This is a genomic window from Bradyrhizobium huanghuaihaiense (assembly GCF_025200885.1).
Lineage (GTDB): Bacteria > Pseudomonadota > Alphaproteobacteria > Rhizobiales > Xanthobacteraceae > Bradyrhizobium > Bradyrhizobium huanghuaihaiense.
This window is the reverse complement of the sequence record NZ_CP104172.1, coordinates 5,786,224-5,801,658: the sequence shown is the minus strand read 5'-3', so window position 1 is coordinate 5,801,658 and position 15,435 is coordinate 5,786,224. Positions and strand designations below refer to the sequence as shown.

The following is a 15,435-nucleotide window of genomic DNA, read 5'->3' as shown; positions in this document are numbered from 1 at the left end:
CTAGGATCGGTCTGTGCTTGACGAAATTCCAGCGTCGGATCGAGCACGGTCAAGTGTGATCCCGGAAAGAGGCGACTACGATCATGAGCAATGCCATCACTGCCACCGGAGAGAAGCCGCTGACTCCGGCCATGCTGCGCGAGTTGTCGGTGCGGTCCGATTGGCAAGGTCTGGTCCGCGCGGCCAGCCACTACGGCGTCATCGTCCTTGTCGGCGCGCTGATCTGGCTGGTCTCTTCGCGATACGGAATCGTATGGGCGTTGCCGCTGGTCGTCGTCCAAGGTTACTTTGTCGCATTCCTGTTCATGGTGGTACACGAGACCGCCCACAAGACGGCGTTCCGCAACCGCGCGCTTAATCTCGCCTTCGGTCATCTCTCCTCGTTCGCGGTCGGCTTGCCTTACGAATATTACTGCCTGTTCCACTGGGATCATCATCGCTATACGCAGGATCCAAAGAGGGATCCGGAACTGCTGTCGGTTCCGATCCCGACCTCGAACACGCAACTGCTGATCGTCTACAGCGGCTTGCGGCAGGTTGCCTTCCGGGTGGGACTGATGCTTCGCCATGCGTTGACCGGCAATGCCACGTCGCCTTGGATTCCGGAAAGCAAACGCCACATCGTCGTGATGGAAGCGCGCCTGCATCTGGCAGGCTATGTCGCGCTGTTGCTGGCATCGGTCGCGTTGCACACCATGATCCTGTTGTGGGTCTGGGTCGTCCCCGTGATCGTCGGTCAATTGTTTCTGCGTCCATATCTCCTTGCCGAGCACACCGGTTGCGATCGCACGCGCAGCGCCTTCCAGAATACCCGCACCACCTATACCGCCATGTTCGTGCGCTGGTTTGCATGGAACATGCCCTATCATGTCGAACACCATGCCTATCCTTCGATTCCGTTCCATGCGCTGCCGAAACTGAACCGGATCGTCGCCGATCAGATCGTCTACCGGGGCCCGGGCTACATCGCAGTGACGCGGCAAACGTGGGCCTGGTTTCGCCGCGCGCGCAACGGCATCGAAAGTCCGATCGGTTCTGATTGAATCGGGATCAGGGCTTGGCGAAAGCCAGCAGAGTGCCGTTGCCGTAGGCTACGTTGCGCCCAAGGTGTGAGCAGCTTGATGAATTTATTGCCCCGGTCACGGTCGGAAGCCGGTCTGCTTGCGCAAAAATTGGACAGCAGGGCCTTGTCGATTAATTGCTTCATAGCCTTCCAGCTTCAGACGATCCTATCGTCAAGGTCGATCACTCCGGTCGCCGGCATCACAGGGGTTTGGCATGCGATCAACAACCGCTCTTCGCTTCGCCGTGTTCGTGCTAACTGCGTCCTTCCTGTTTGCACCGTCTGAGCGCGCGACGGCCGAGGAATTGCTGAAGGCGCGGCTCGCCCAGAATCTTGGGCCGATCTCGGGACTGGCGATTGTCGCCAATGCGAAGGGCATTTTCGCCAAGCAGGGGCTTGATATCTCGGTCTCCAATTTCACCAGCGGGAAGCAGTGCCTCGATACGGTGCTTGGGGGAGGGGCGGATATCGCGACAACCGCCGAGGCGCCGGTCACGGCGGCCGCGATGGCGCAACAGCCGATCGCCTTCGTGGCAGGGATGGAATATTCGGATCTCAAGACCATGACCGCGGCTTCTGCCGGGATCAAGACGAAGGCTGATCTGCGTGGAAAGCGAATCGCCTTTACGGCCGGAACCGGCAGCGAAGTTTACACCTCCGTTCTGTTGAAAGCGGCGGGCCTGACGTCGAAGGACGTGACGCTCGTCAATCTGCGACCTCAGGAGATGCTCCCCGCCATGGCGGCCGGCAGCATCGACGCGTTCGATACCTGGGAGCCGCACGTCGCGAATGCGAAGAAGGCTCTGGGCGAAGGCGCGATCCCGCTTGAGACCAAAGGTCTCTATTCGGAGACATTCAATATTGTCGTGACGCAGTCCTACCTCGCGGCCAACCCTGCGATCGTCGGCAAGTTCCTGGCGTCCCTCATCGAAGCCGAGGGCTGGCTCAGGGCGAATCCGGGTGAAGCGATCGACGTCATCGCCACAGCGACCGGGATGAAACGCGACGAATTGGCTTCGATCTGGCCGGACTATGTCTACCATGTGCGCCTCGACGACAGGATTCTCACGACTCTGAAAACCCATGCCGCCTGGCGGCTCGAGACCGGCAATCATCCCCCTGGCGCGAGCATGCCCGATTTCTCGAAAGTCCTGGTGACGGCGCCGCTGAAGGCGCTCGATCCGGCTCGCGTCACACTGGAGGCGCGCCCGTGAGCGGTGGGGGACGCAGGAGTGCGAGCACGGCCGCACGGCTGAGCGTTCTGGTCGCCGTTCTCTCCGTGCCCGCCTTCACAGGCGTATGGGAACTGGTTGCGCGCTCCGGCATCGTGAACGCCGTGCTGTTTCCGCCGCCATCGACCGTCGCTGTCGCCGTTCTCGAATGGATCCGCAGCGGACAGTTTTTCAGCGACCTGGTGGCGAGCCTCTCGCGCGTGGCCGCGGGATTTGCCATCGGGGCTGCGGGCGGGATCGTGCTCGGCGTCCTGACTGGCCAGTTCCGGCTGGTGTCCAGCCTGCTTTCACCCCTGTTTCACATCCTTCGTCCAATTCCTCCCATCGCCTTCGTGCCGATCGTCATCCTCTGGTTTGGCCTCTCGGAGACAGGCAAGCTATTCCTGGTCGTCTGGGGTGTGTTCTTCACGGTATGGCTCGCGACCCACATCGGGGTGCAGAAAGTCGACCGCGGACTTATCCGCGCCGCCCAGATGCTCGGCACGCCGCAGCGCCAGATGCTGTGGGAGATCGTCCTTCTTGGCGCGCTGCCCTACATCACAGTCGGTCTTCGGACCGCGGTGAGTATCTCCTTCTACACGCTGGTCGCCGCCGAGTTGGCAGGAGCGTTTTCCGGTATCGTCTACCGTATCGAAATTGCGCAACAGAACATGCAAACGGGTCAGGTCATGGGCGGGTTGGCGGCTCTCGGGCTGCTTTCCTTCGTCGCCGACCGTTCCTTCGCGACCCTTGCCGAACGTGCCGTGTGGTGGCGATGACCCCGAGCCTGCTTCGTCCTGACCAGCCGCTCAGGCTCGTGGATACGTACTCGCCTTCCGCCCCGGCGCTTCAGGCAATCATCCGGGTCGAGGATTTGAGCATCGTCTTCGATGGGCCGAGCGGACAGGTCATCGCGGTTGACCGCGTATCCCTGGCGGTAGCCCAGGGAGAATTCGTCTCGATCGTCGGTCCATCCGGCTGCGGCAAGTCTACGCTCCTGAATGCGATGGCCGGCCTCGAGCGGCCGTTCGAAGGCCAGGTGCTCATAGCCGGCGAAGCAATGCGCGCGCCACGGCCCGAGATCGGGATGGTTTTCCAGCAGCCACATCTGTTTCCGTGGAAATCGGTGCGCCGGAACATCGCGCACGGGCCGCGCGCCCTCGGCAAGCCGAAAGCGGAGGCGCTGCGGATTGCCGACGACCTCATCGAGATGATCGGGCTGACGAGATTTGCTTCGGCATATCCGCACACGCTATCGGGCGGCATGCAGCAGCGGGTTGCGATTGCCCGTGCCCTCGCCAATCAGCCGCGCGTACTGTTGATGGACGAGCCGTTCGGAGCGCTGGATGCGCAGACCCGGGCGGTCATGCAGGACAATCTGCTCGAGCTCCGCGAGCGGATCAACGCAACAATCGTCTTCGTCACACACGACATCGATGAGGCGATCCTTCTCTCTGACCGTGTGCTGATCATGAGCGCGGGACCAGGCCGCATCCTGAGGGATCTTCAGGTGAGCCTGCCGCGACCGCGCTCCAGCGCCATCGTTGCGGAGGCTGCCTATCTCGCCCTCAAGCGGGATTGCCTTGATCTGATCCGCTCGGAAGGTCGCCGGGCCTTCAAGCAAATGGAAATCAGGACGTAGGCGCCTGATGCCATGGTCTGGCATAGCTCTTGAATGGTTTTCCTTGCGGCGGCAAGGGAGCGAGCAGATGTCAGCGGCAAGTCTCAGGAATGCGACCAGCATCATGCTGGCGGGATCGGACGCTCAGGTCGGGTCGCTGCCCAGCTTGTTGGATCCGCTGTGTGAGGCTGACCGGCGTCGTATCCTTGCCATCGGCCGCAAGGAGGTCTTTCAGGCAGGCCAGCATGTCTGGCGGCAGGGCGACCTGCAGAACGGCATTTATCTGATCGAAGAGGGGCGTATTCGCAGCTACTACGCGGCTCCTTCCGGTCGCGAGGTGACGCTGGCTTACTGGTTCGCTGGCAATTTCGTCGGGGGCCCGGATCTGTTCGGTACTGGTGCCCACGTATGGTCTTCAGTTGCGGTGGAGCGGAGCCAGGTGACGTTCTTGCCCGGCCCAGCTCTGCGCGCGCTGGCGCTTCAATCGGCAAGTATCGCGGTCGCGCTGCTGGATGCGCTCGCCTTCAAGGCAAGGTGTTACTCGGCCATGGCGCAAATGCTGGGGACCCGTTCGGTGACCGAGCGGTTGCATCGTTTGTTGATCTTTCTCTCGAAGGTCTACGGCTCGCAGCAAGGCCGCGAGATCGTGATCGGGATCCCGTTCACACATGGTGATCTCGCCAATCTGATCGGCTCAACCCGCCAATGGGTGACGGTGCAGCTTTCCCGCATGCAGGCAAGGGGCGTCATCCGTTATCACCGGGGCCTGATTGTGATCCTCAATCTGCGCGCTCTCGATCTCGAGGTCGTCTAGGACGCGGCCTTCGGATATACTCTTAGATCGAACAGTGCAGCCTTCGTATCGGGCAGCCATCGCTCGGCAAGGTCGAGAAGAGCCTGATCACGCCACGCAGGCGCTAGCAAAGTGACGCCCATCGGCATGCCGTTGCCGAGCGTTGCGTTGGGAACTGCCACCGCGCACAAGTCCACGAGATTGGCAAAATAGGAGTAATAACCGAGGCGGCTGTTGAGCGTGATAGGATCTTCCATCATCTCCGAGATCGTGAAGGGGCGTGGCGCGGTCGGTACCACCAGGATATCGATCTCCTCGAAAACCGATTGGATCTGGCGTCGCAGCTTCAAGAGCCGATGTTGCGCGGCGAACGCATCTGTTGCGGAAAACTGGGCAGCTGCGCTCAGCACGTTGCGGGTGACGTCAAGCAGGTCTCCATGATCGATGTCCAGGAGTTTGCCGATCGCCGCATGACGTTCGGCAATCCAAGGCCCTGAAAAGAGCATTTCACCGGCTTCGGCGAAAGGCGCGAAGTCAATTTGCCTGGCTTGGCCTCCCAGTCCCGAAAGCCTCGTGCAGGCCTGCCTGTACAGGTCATTGCATTCCGGCATGCCGAATGAATTCAGATGACCAACAGAGACCTGGCCGAACCGGAATTTGCGAGGAGACGGGGAGGACGAGGCAATCCGTTGGCGGCTATAAGGATCGCTGTCGTCGAATCCTTCGATCAACCCGAGCAGAATTCGACCCTCGGCAATGGAATTGCAGAAGATCGAGGGACAATCGAGCGTCGGACAGTTCGGCACAAGCCCCCGGGATGAGACGAGGCCGACGGTTGGCTTGATCCCAATGATCCCATTGAAGCCTGCGGGAATCCGACCCGAGCCGCCGGTATCTGTGCCGAGAGCGAAGGCAACATGGCCGGATGCTACGGCAGCAGCCGAACCGGAACTCGAACCGCCGGAGACATACAGATCGTTGGCCGCGCTGGAACAGGCGCCATAAGGGGAGCGGGTGCCTGACAGTCCGGTTGCGAACTGATCCAGGTTGGTCTTGCCAAGACAGATCGCACCCGCGGCCGTCAATCTCTCGACGCATCTGGCCGATTGCGCAGCCACATATTCGAATGACGGGCAGGCTGCTGTCGTTGGCATGTCCTCGACGTCGATATTGTCCTTGACGCCGAATGGCACGCCAAGGAGCGGCAGGACTTCACCCCGCTCCGCTCGCTGTACAAGGGCATCGACCTCGGCCAGCGCTTCTTCCATGGGCCGCACATAGATCCAGCAGTTGCGAAGCCGGTCCCGCTCGATGCGCTCATAGGCGGTCGTGATGATGGAGGCCAACTCGGCAGGCGAACGTTGAGGTCGGCTCTGCGCGGATAAGATAGCTTGCGGCACGGAATAAACTCCTGAGGGCATGACCGCACAAATATGAAGCCGCTGCCCGGCAGGGAAAGCAACTAAGTGCCTCTGCCGCACCGGCACGAGTCGACCTGCGAGCAGACCGCTATGCGCGGCAGGAAAAAAAGATGAGGCCGTTGATCTGTCACTGTTTTTCCTGACGTTCGGCCACGTTCGTCCCTCTTTGTGAGACGCATTCGTGGCACTTCCGGTGAACGCCATCAGGTCAGAAAGGGCGACCGTAGTTTCCCGGAATACGGAACTATTTACGCCACCAAGTAACCCATTGACGCTGTGGCATTAATAGTTAAGACGCGCATTCTCCCCCGGCTCTAGACGGATGCGCAAATTTTCGGCATGCTTAAATAAATTTTTACGTTGGGGTTAAGTTCTGGCGGGCCTACGCGTAACCACCAGGCAGAGACTTCACAAAGCCAATAACTTTAAGCGCAAGAGATTTTTTAACGCGTGCGGAATGCAGGGCCGCATCGGAAGTGGACAGGTTAGTGCGTTCGGAGTCTTTCACAGCAAGGCAGACTGGCACAGCGCAGAAGCTGCGACTTCTTGTCGGCCAAGACGTTCGCCTCATTGCCTCGAACGAGTGTTAATAGCACGGTGAATTGATTTTCGACTGCAATCACACCTGCTCTGTGTCCGCAGAGTTTGAGGAGTGTGTATTGGGTCGCGTTAGCTTCATTCGGAAGGCCGAGCTTGAATCGCGTCCTCCGGGATTCCCAAATTCTTGTTTCTTTAGCGGCGAGCCGGAAGGCCGCCGATCGCTTCCGATCGGCCGGCCAGTTTCGGGTCAGTCTTGGACAAATATTGCGCCGAGGGCGGAAGCACTGCCGGCGATTGCACGGCATGCTTTATTTGAGGTGCGCTGCGACGGCGAGAGCTCATTGCCACCCCGTCAATCGAGGCCTGCAAAGTTCGAAACCGTTACGGCATCTAGTTCATAAAATACCTGAATTCATACGCACGCGCGAATTTTTGTACCACGACATTTTGGAGCATCATCAATGGCAAGCGCCAGTGGCACCACCATCCTCACAGGCACTTCCGGCAGCGACAATTTAGTCGGCGGCTCCGGCGATGACGTGCTGTCCGGCGGCGCGGGCAATGATCGTCTCAATGGTGGTTCCGGAGATGACATCCTTAATGGCGGCAGCGGCTTTGACACCGTTCTTGGTGGATCGGGGACAGATACCCTGATCTACAAGGGTTTTGAGAACCAGTACGTCTTGGGTGGGACCTACTCCATCACGAGTGCCGGCTTTTCATTGAGCGGCGGGACTGTTTGGTCGGGAACAGATCAGACGGTCCTCGGTACGGTTTCCAGTCAGACCGTGGTCGTAGGCAATGCTTTCCAAGGCTATGACTCCTATGACGGGGGTAATGGCGCGGTGCAGCTCGGCAAAGCCGGGTCTACGCCGGATATGGACACACTGCAGATTTGGCTGAGTCCAACCCAGTTGAACGACGCCGCCATCTCGGCAGAGATTGCGTATGTCAGGAACGTCTGGCTTCCGCAGCACATCAACGCACAAACCGGACAGGCCGACAGCTCGACCTATACTTTCAAGACGCTCGATCTCAAGATTACCGGCATCGAACAGATCGTAGTGCTTAATGCCGAAGGCACGACAAGGGTCGACCTGAGTGCGTCCACCCAGCTCGAAGGGCAGACGTCGAACTATGTGTTCACAGCCACCTTGGATCATGCGTCCCAGGGGGTGACCACGATCACGACCGACAAGGGCGTGATCACGATTGCCGACGGGCAGATTACCGGCACGTTGACGATTGCTGCGGGGAACGGCGAGGACGTCTACAAGGATGCTTCATCGCTGACCGCGACGATCACCGGGACGTCGGGCGGCAGTTTAGAGAACCTGGTGGTCGGCACGGCGACAGCGACGGCGCATGTCAACGACACCATCACCGATACTACGGTCAATCTGAGCGCGTCGACACAGCTGGAGGGTGCCGCTGCCAACTACGTGTTCACTGCGACGTTGTCGAATGCCTCGCAGGGTGTGACCACGATCACGACCGACAAGGGCGTAATCACGATTGCGAACGGCCAGACCACGGGCACGCTGACGATTGCCGCGGGCAACGGCGAGGATGTCTACAAGGATGCCAGCAGCCTGATGGCTACGATCACGGGCACCTCAGGCGGCAATTTCGAGCATCTGGTGGTCGGCACAGGCACCGCGACGGCGCAGGTCAACGACACCATCACCGACGCGACTGTGAATCTCAGCGCTTCGACGGTGTTCGAAGGTGCGCTCGCCAACTACGTGTTCACGGCGACACTGTCGAATGCCTCGCAGGGCGTGACCACGATCACCACCGACAAGGGCGTGATCACGATCGCCGACGGCCAGACCACGGGCACGCTGACGATTGCCGCGGGCAACGGCGAGGATGTCTACAAGGATGCCAGCAGCCTGATGGCTACGATCACCGGCACGTCAGGCGGCAACTTCGAGCATTTGGTGGTCGGCACCGGCACCGCGACGGCGCAGGTCAACGACACCGTCACCGACGCGACGATCAACCTCAGCGCTTCGACGCAGGACGAGGGGGCGTCGGCGCAGTACGTGTTCACGGCGACACTGTCGAATGCCTCGCAGGGCGTGACCACGATCACGACCGACAAGGGCGTGATCACGATCGCCGACGGCCAGACCACCGGGACGCTGGTGATCGCCTCGGGCAATGGCGAGGACGTCTACAACGACGCCACGAGTCTGATCGCCAACATCACCGGCACCTCCGGCGGCAACTTCGAGAACCTGGTGGTCGGCACCGGGACGGCGACAGCCCACGTCAACGACACCACCACCGACGCCACGGTGGATCTGAGCGCTTCCACCGTGCTGGAGGGGGCGGTCGCCAACTACACCTTCGCGGCGACGCTGTCGAACGCCTCGGAAGGCATCACCACGGTCCATACCGACCAGGGCGACATCACCATCGCCGACGGCCAGACCACCGGAACGCTGGTGCTCGCCTCGGGCAATGGCGAGGACGTCTACAACGACGCCACGAGTCTGATCGCCAACATCACCGGCACTTCGGGCGGCAACTTCGAGAACCTCGTCGTCGGCACCGGGACGGCGACGGCCCACGTCAACGACACCACCACCGACGCCACGGTGGATCTGAGCGCTTCGACGGTGTTCGAAGGCGCGGTCGCCAACTACACCTTCACGGCGACGCTGTCGAATGCCTCGGAAGGCATCACCACGGTCCATACCGACCAGGGCGACATCACCATCGCCGACGGCCAGACCACCGGGACGCTGGTGATCGCCTCGGGCAATGGCGAGGACGTCTACAACGACGCCACGAGTCTGATCGCCAACATCACCGGCACCTCGGGCGGCAACTTCGAGCACCTCGTGGTCGGCACCGGGACGGCGACAGCCCACGTCAACGACACCACCACCGACGCCACGGTGGATCTGAGCGCTTCGACGGTGTTCGAAGGCGCGGTCGCCAACTACACCTTCACGGCGACGCTGTCGAACGCCTCGGAAGGCATCACCACGGTCCATACCGACCAGGGCGACATCACCATCGCCGACGGCCAGACCACCGGGACGCTGGTGATCGCCTCGGGCAATGGCGAGGACGTCTACAACGACGCCACGAGTCTGATCGCCAACATCACCGGCACCTCGGGCGGCAACTTCGAGAACCTGGTGGTCGGCACCGGCTCGGCGACGGCCCATGTCAATGACACCACCACCGACGCCACGGTGGATCTGAGCGCTTCCACCGTGCTGGAGGGGGCGGTCGCCAACTACACCTTCACGGCGACGCTGTCGAATGCCTCGGAAGGCATCACCACGGTCCATACCGACCAGGGCGACATCACCATCGCCGACGGCCAGACCACCGGGACGCTGGTGATCGCCTCGGGCAATGGCGAGGACGTCTACAACGACGCCACGAGTCTGATCGCCAACATCACCGGCACCTCGGGCGGCAACTTCGAGAACCTGGTGGTCGGCACCGGCTCGGCGACGGCCCATGTCAATGACACCACCACCGACGCCACGGTGGATCTGAGCGCTTCCACCGTGCTGGAGGGGGCGGTCGCCAACTACACCTTCACGGCGACGCTGTCGAATGCCTCGGAAGGCATCACCACGGTCCATACCGACCAGGGCGACATCACCATCGCCGACGGCCAGACCACCGGGACGCTGGTGATCGCCTCGGGCAATGGCGAGGACGTCTACAACGACGCCACGAGTCTGATCGCCAACATCACCGGCACCTCCGGCGGCAACTTCGAGAACCTGGTGGTCGGCACCGGGACGGCGACAGCCCATGTCAATGACACCACCACCGATGCGACGGTGGATCTGAGCGCCTCGACGGTACTGGAGGGAGCGGTCGCCAACTACACCTTCACCGCGACGCTGTCGAATGCCTCGGAAGGCATCACCACGGTCCATACCGACCAGGGCGACATCACCATCGCCGACGGCCAGACCACCGGGACGCTGGTGATCGCCTCGGGCAATGGCGAGGACGTCTACAACGACGCCACGAGTCTGATCGCCAACATCACCGGCACCTCGGGCGGCAACTTCGAGAACCTGGTGGTCGGCACCGGCTCGGCGACGGCCCATGTCAACGACACCACCACCGACGCCACGGTGGATCTGAGCGCTTCGACGGTGTTCGAAGGTGCGGTCGCCAACTACACCTTCACGGCGACGCTGTCGAATGCCTCGGAAGGCATCACCACGGTCCATACCGACCAGGGCGACATCACCATCGCCGACGGCCAGACCACCGGAACGCTGGTGCTCGCCTCGGGCAATGGCGAGGACGTCTACAACGACGCCACGAGTCTGATCGCCAACATCACCGGCACTTCGGGCGGCAACTTCGAGAACCTCGTCGTCGGCACCGGGACGGCGACGGCCCACGTCAACGACACCACCACCGACGCCACGGTGGATCTGAGCGCTTCGACGGTGTTCGAAGGCGCGGTCGCCAACTACACCTTCACGGCGACGCTGTCGAATGCCTCGGAAGGCATCACCACGGTCCATACCGACCAGGGCGACATCACCATCGCCGACGGCCAGACCACCGGGACGCTGGTGATCGCCTCGGGCAATGGCGAGGACGTCTACAACGACGCCACGAGTCTGATCGCCAACATCACCGGCACCTCGGGCGGCAACTTCGAGAACCTGGTGGTCGGCACCGGCTCGGCGACGGCCCACGTCAATGACACCACCACCGACGCCACGGTGGATCTGAGCGCTTCCACCGTGCTGGAGGGGGCGGTCGCCAACTACACCTTCACGGCGACGCTGTCGAATGCCTCGGAAGGCATCACCACGGTCCATACCGACCAGGGCGACATCACCATCGCCGACGGCCAGACCACCGGGACGCTGGTGATCGCCTCGGGCAATGGCGAGGACGTCTACAACGACGCCACGAGTCTGATCGCCAACATCACCGGCACCTCGGGCGGCAACTTCGAGAACCTGGTGGTCGGCACCGGCTCGGCGACGGCCCACGTCAATGACACCACCACCGACGCCACGGTGGATCTCTCCACATCGAACGTGACCGACCATGATCCAACCATCACGTTCACGGCGACGCTGTCGAACGCCTCCCATGGCGTCACCACGGTGCATACCGACCGGGGTGACGTCACGATCGCCGACGGCCAGACCACGGGCACACTGGTCGTCAGCACCCCCAACTCGTCGAGTTTGACCGCGACGATCGCGGGGACCGAAGGTGGAAACTTCGAGCATCTGGTGGTCGGCACCGGGTCGGCCACTGCGCAAGTCATCGATACGACCCCGCCGACCGTTGCGGTCGATATCGTGGCCACATCGCTGAGCGACGGCACGCCGAGCTCGAACGTGACCTTCACCTTCAGCGAGGCGCCGGGCGCCAGCTTCACGCCCGCCGACATCACGGCGACCAATGGCACGATCAGCGACCTGACGCAGGACGACGGTACGCACTATCACGCCACCTTCACGGCAACGGACGGCGTCGCTGCAACTGGATCGGTGTCGGTGACGGCGGGGAGCTACGCCGACCCCGCCGGCAATCTCGGCAGCGCGGGGACGGATACGGTCACTATCGATCGGCTCAATCCGACCGTTGCGGTCGATATCGTGGCCACATCGTTGAGCGATGGCACGCCGAGCTCGAACGTGACCTTCACCTTCAGCGAGGCGCCGGGCGCCAGCTTCACGGCCGCCGACATCACGGCCACCAACGGCACCATCAGCGGCCTGGCCCAGGACGATGCCACGCACTATCACGCCACCTTCACGGCAACGGACGGCGTCGCTGCAACTGGATCGGTGTCGGTGACGGCGGGGAGCTACGCCGACCCCGCCGGCAATCTCGGCAGCGCCGGAACGGATACGGTCACCATCGACACCCAGAATCCGACTGCGACGGTTGACTTGACGGCGATTGCGACCGACAGCGGCGCTTTGTCGACCGACTTCATCACCAATGACACCACCCTGACGGCGTCGGGCACCAACTCGGCCCTCGGTTCGGGCGAGAAGATCCAGATCAGCAGTAACGGCGGCTCGAACTGGGCGGATGTGACCCAGAACACCGGGACGACCTGGAGCTACGTCGATCCGACCACCCATAGCACCAGCTTCACTTACCAGGTGCGGGTGGTGGATACCGCCGGCAATGTCGGCAACACCGATACCCAGGCGGTGACGATCGATACAACGGTCGGCCTTCCCGTTATCACCGGATTCACCACCGACACTGGAACGGTGGGAGACCACATCACCAGCGATACGTCGCTCACCATCAATGGCACGGCGGAAGCAAACAGCACCGTGACAGTGTTCCAGAACGGTGTGTCGATCGGCACGACGACAGCAGACGGTCTCGGAAACTGGAGCAAGGTCGACAGCAACGTGCTGGTGAACGGCACAACTTATCAGTTTACGGCGAGACAGACGGACGTGGCCGGAAACGTCAGCGGTCTGTCTGCCAGCTATGCCGCGACGATCGATACCACTGCGCCGTCGGTCAGTTCGATCGTGTTTCAGAATCCAAACCCCGATGCCAGCGGGTTTACCGATGTCGCGATCACATTCTCTGAAGCCGTAGGCAATTTTGACGCCAGTGATCTCCAGTGGCAAACCGGCGGTTCAGGTCCGCCTGTCACGTTGAGCGCAACCTCCACTCCAGTGAAGGTCATTTCTCTAACGACTTTGGACAACATTCATTGGGCCCTCCAGCTCGACTATTCAGGAAGCAGTCCGAGCGGCAAAGATAATGGAAGGCTGATTGTCACCGCCACCTATACCGACGTTTCCGGCAACATGGGCGCGCTTGGGCAGACTACTTCCACCAACGAGAAAGTGGCGCCAGCGGGAGTTGCTGGGCAGCCGATCAATCTTGGATTGCTTGATCCGGGCGGCATCCATGGGGACATCAGTGTCAGCATCGCAGGAGTTCCCTCCGGCTGGACCTTGAGCGAAGGTACCTCGAATGGTGACGGCACTTGGACCGTTGTGACGAATGACGTCGGTTCGCTCACCGTTACGATGCCGAGCACCTACACGGGCGCGCTGGTGCTCAATGTCTCAGAAAGCTGGACCAATGCCGACGGCAGCTTCGGAAATGCAGCCATCGTCGACAACGTCGAAGCCTACGCACCGGGCAATCCGATCTTTGCCATCTCCGGCGATGATAATCTCACCGCCTCGAGCGGCAACGATCTGCTCGTGTTCTCGCAGCCGATCGGACACGATGTCGTCTACAGTTTCGATCTGATGCACGACAAGATTGACCTGATCGGCTACGCCGGGTTCACGGCGTTCGTCGACATCCAGGCGCACGCGGCGAATGATGCGGCCGGAAATGCCGTGATTACCCTGGGCGATGGTCAAACGATCACATTGGACGGCATCGACGCCGGCTCGCTCTCGGCCGACGACTTCGTATTCGATCAGACACCTGTGGTCGACAACGCCGTCACGATGACCATCAGTGATGGCGCAATCCTGCCGTTGTCCGGCATCATCCATAATACAGGAACAATCTCGCTGAGTTCGACCGGCAATGAGACCGACCTGCGGCTCATCGAACACGGCATATCGCTTGAGGGCGGCGGTCAAGTGCTGTTGTCCGACAACATCGGAAATGTCATCAGCGGTGCGGTTTCCGACGTGACGCTGACCAACGTCGACAATACGATTTCCGGCGCCGGCCAGCTCGGCGCGGGCACCATGACGCTGGTCAACCAAAGCACCATCGTCGCGACCGGGACCAACTCGCTGGAGATCGATACCGGAGCGAACGCGGTCATCAATTCGGGTACCTTGGAGGCGACGGGCTCCGGCGGTTTGGTGATCGACAGCGCGGTCTCCAACTTCGGTCTGCTCTGGGCCAATGGCGGCAATATCATTGCCAACCACGACGTCAGCGGAGGCGCGGCGCAGATTAGTGGCACCGCAACACTCGAACTGGGCGGCATGGCATCAGCCGACGTAACGTTTGACTTTGATGCCATCGGAACCCTGAAGCTCGACCATTCCATCAATTTCACGGGGGCCATCGCCGGTCTGAACGCCGACGATCAACTCGACCTGGCCGATATTCTGTCAGGTGCAGCAACGACGGCCAGTTATGCAGCAAATGCGGCGGGCGACGGGGGAATGCTCAGCATAAGCGATGGTACGCACACAGCTCATATCGCGCTTCTGGGACAGTACTCAGCGGGCGCTTTCGAAGTTGGAGCGGATGGTGCCGGCGGAACTCTGATCAAGTATCTCGATCCACACGTGTCGCCGTAAAAGCTGTCGGCGAGATGCCGTCATTTCTACGAATAGCGGCATAGATTTGCATCTCGTTTTCCCGGTTGCTGTTCCTCGTCCGGCGTCATCCCGCTCGAGGTTGCTCGTTGCGATAGGGTGCGAGCGGGCTCCAGCGCTCGGTGGCTTTGCGTCCTTGCAAAGAAGGAGCAAGACCCGCGGCACGAATGGGCCTGTCGTTTGTCGGGTGGCGCCAAGCCAGTGATATGGGCTTCGATACAGTTGCGATCAAGAAACGTGGTGTGCGTGGCTGTCGAGCGGCTGGGATCCGACCTTCGTTGAACGTTCAGTAAAGCCATTTGCTAAACATGCTTGGCGTTGGCCAGCTTCTGGCTCGCCGGTTATCCAGGCGGGCTGGATTTCTCGCGGCGGCAGATCGGCGATTGGATCTTCCGAACAATTCGGCAATTTTGCTGCGCTGCGAACATCCCGCTTGCGCGCGCGAACGTCGCAAATCTTTTCGCCCAGCTAGCGACAAACCGG

General features: G+C 61.3%; 7 protein-coding genes. 6 read left to right on the top strand and 1 reads right to left on the bottom strand.

The annotated features are described in order from the left end of the window. Nucleotides 1-83 precede the first annotated feature (83 nt). The 5 genes from N2603_RS27835 to N2603_RS27815 all read left to right on the top strand — a co-directional run bounded on the left by N2603_RS27835 (nt 84) and on the right by N2603_RS27815 (nt 4,709). The gene (locus N2603_RS27835; RefSeq protein WP_260384643.1) at nt 84-1,043 is read left to right on the top strand and encodes a fatty acid desaturase; all 960 of its coding nucleotides are present in this window, start codon (nt 84-86) and stop codon (nt 1,041-1,043) included. Between the two features lie 235 nt (nt 1,044-1,278). Next, entirely contained in the window at nt 1,279-2,277 is a 999-nt protein-coding gene (locus tag N2603_RS27830) for an NrtA/SsuA/CpmA family ABC transporter substrate-binding protein (RefSeq protein WP_260384642.1), read from the top strand. Next, entirely contained in the window at nt 2,274-3,053 is a 780-nt protein-coding gene (locus tag N2603_RS27825) for an ABC transporter permease (protein ID WP_260384641.1), read from the top strand. Before N2603_RS27830 ends, N2603_RS27825 begins: the two co-directional genes overlap by 4 nt. Continuing rightward, nucleotides 3,041-3,916 (top strand): ABC transporter ATP-binding protein, encoded by an 876-nt coding sequence (locus tag N2603_RS27820; protein WP_260384640.1) that lies wholly within the window; start codon nt 3,041-3,043, stop codon nt 3,914-3,916. The genes N2603_RS27825 and N2603_RS27820 overlap by 13 nt, the downstream gene beginning before the upstream one ends. A gap of 67 nt (nt 3,917-3,983) precedes the next feature. Continuing rightward, nucleotides 3,984-4,709 (top strand): Crp/Fnr family transcriptional regulator, encoded by a 726-nt coding sequence (locus N2603_RS27815; protein WP_018642942.1) that lies wholly within the window; start codon nt 3,984-3,986, stop codon nt 4,707-4,709. On the opposite strand, the gene atzF is transcribed toward N2603_RS27815, so the two are convergent. Then, nucleotides 4,706-6,088 carry an allophanate hydrolase gene (gene atzF, locus N2603_RS27810; protein WP_260384639.1) on the bottom strand — a complete coding sequence of 461 codons (1,383 nt, stop codon included), beginning with the start codon at nt 6,086-6,088 and terminating at the stop codon, nt 4,706-4,708. The two genes, N2603_RS27815 and atzF, sit on opposite strands and share 4 nt — an antisense overlap. Nucleotides 6,089-7,110: 1,022 nt before the next feature. On the opposite strand from atzF, the gene N2603_RS27805 reads away from it, so the two are divergent. Further along, a complete protein-coding gene (locus N2603_RS27805; protein ID WP_260384638.1) occupies nt 7,111-14,934 on the top strand; it encodes an immunoglobulin-like domain-containing protein in 7,824 nt (2,607 codons plus the stop codon). The last annotated feature ends 501 nt before the right edge of the window (nt 14,935-15,435 follow it).

Bases quoted from the DNA above. Each gene is read 5' to 3' on its own strand.
- N2603_RS27835 (WP_260384643.1), top strand. From the start codon at position 84: ATGAGCAATGCCATCACTGCCACCGGAGAGAAGCCGCTGACTCCGGCC.
- N2603_RS27830 (WP_260384642.1), top strand. From the start codon at position 1,279: ATGCGATCAACAACCGCTCTTCGCTTCGCCGTGTTCGTGCTAACTGCG.
- N2603_RS27815 (WP_018642942.1), top strand. From the start codon at position 3,984: ATGTCAGCGGCAAGTCTCAGGAATGCGACCAGCATCATGCTGGCGGGA.
- N2603_RS27805 (WP_260384638.1), top strand. From the start codon at position 7,111: ATGGCAAGCGCCAGTGGCACCACCATCCTCACAGGCACTTCCGGCAGC.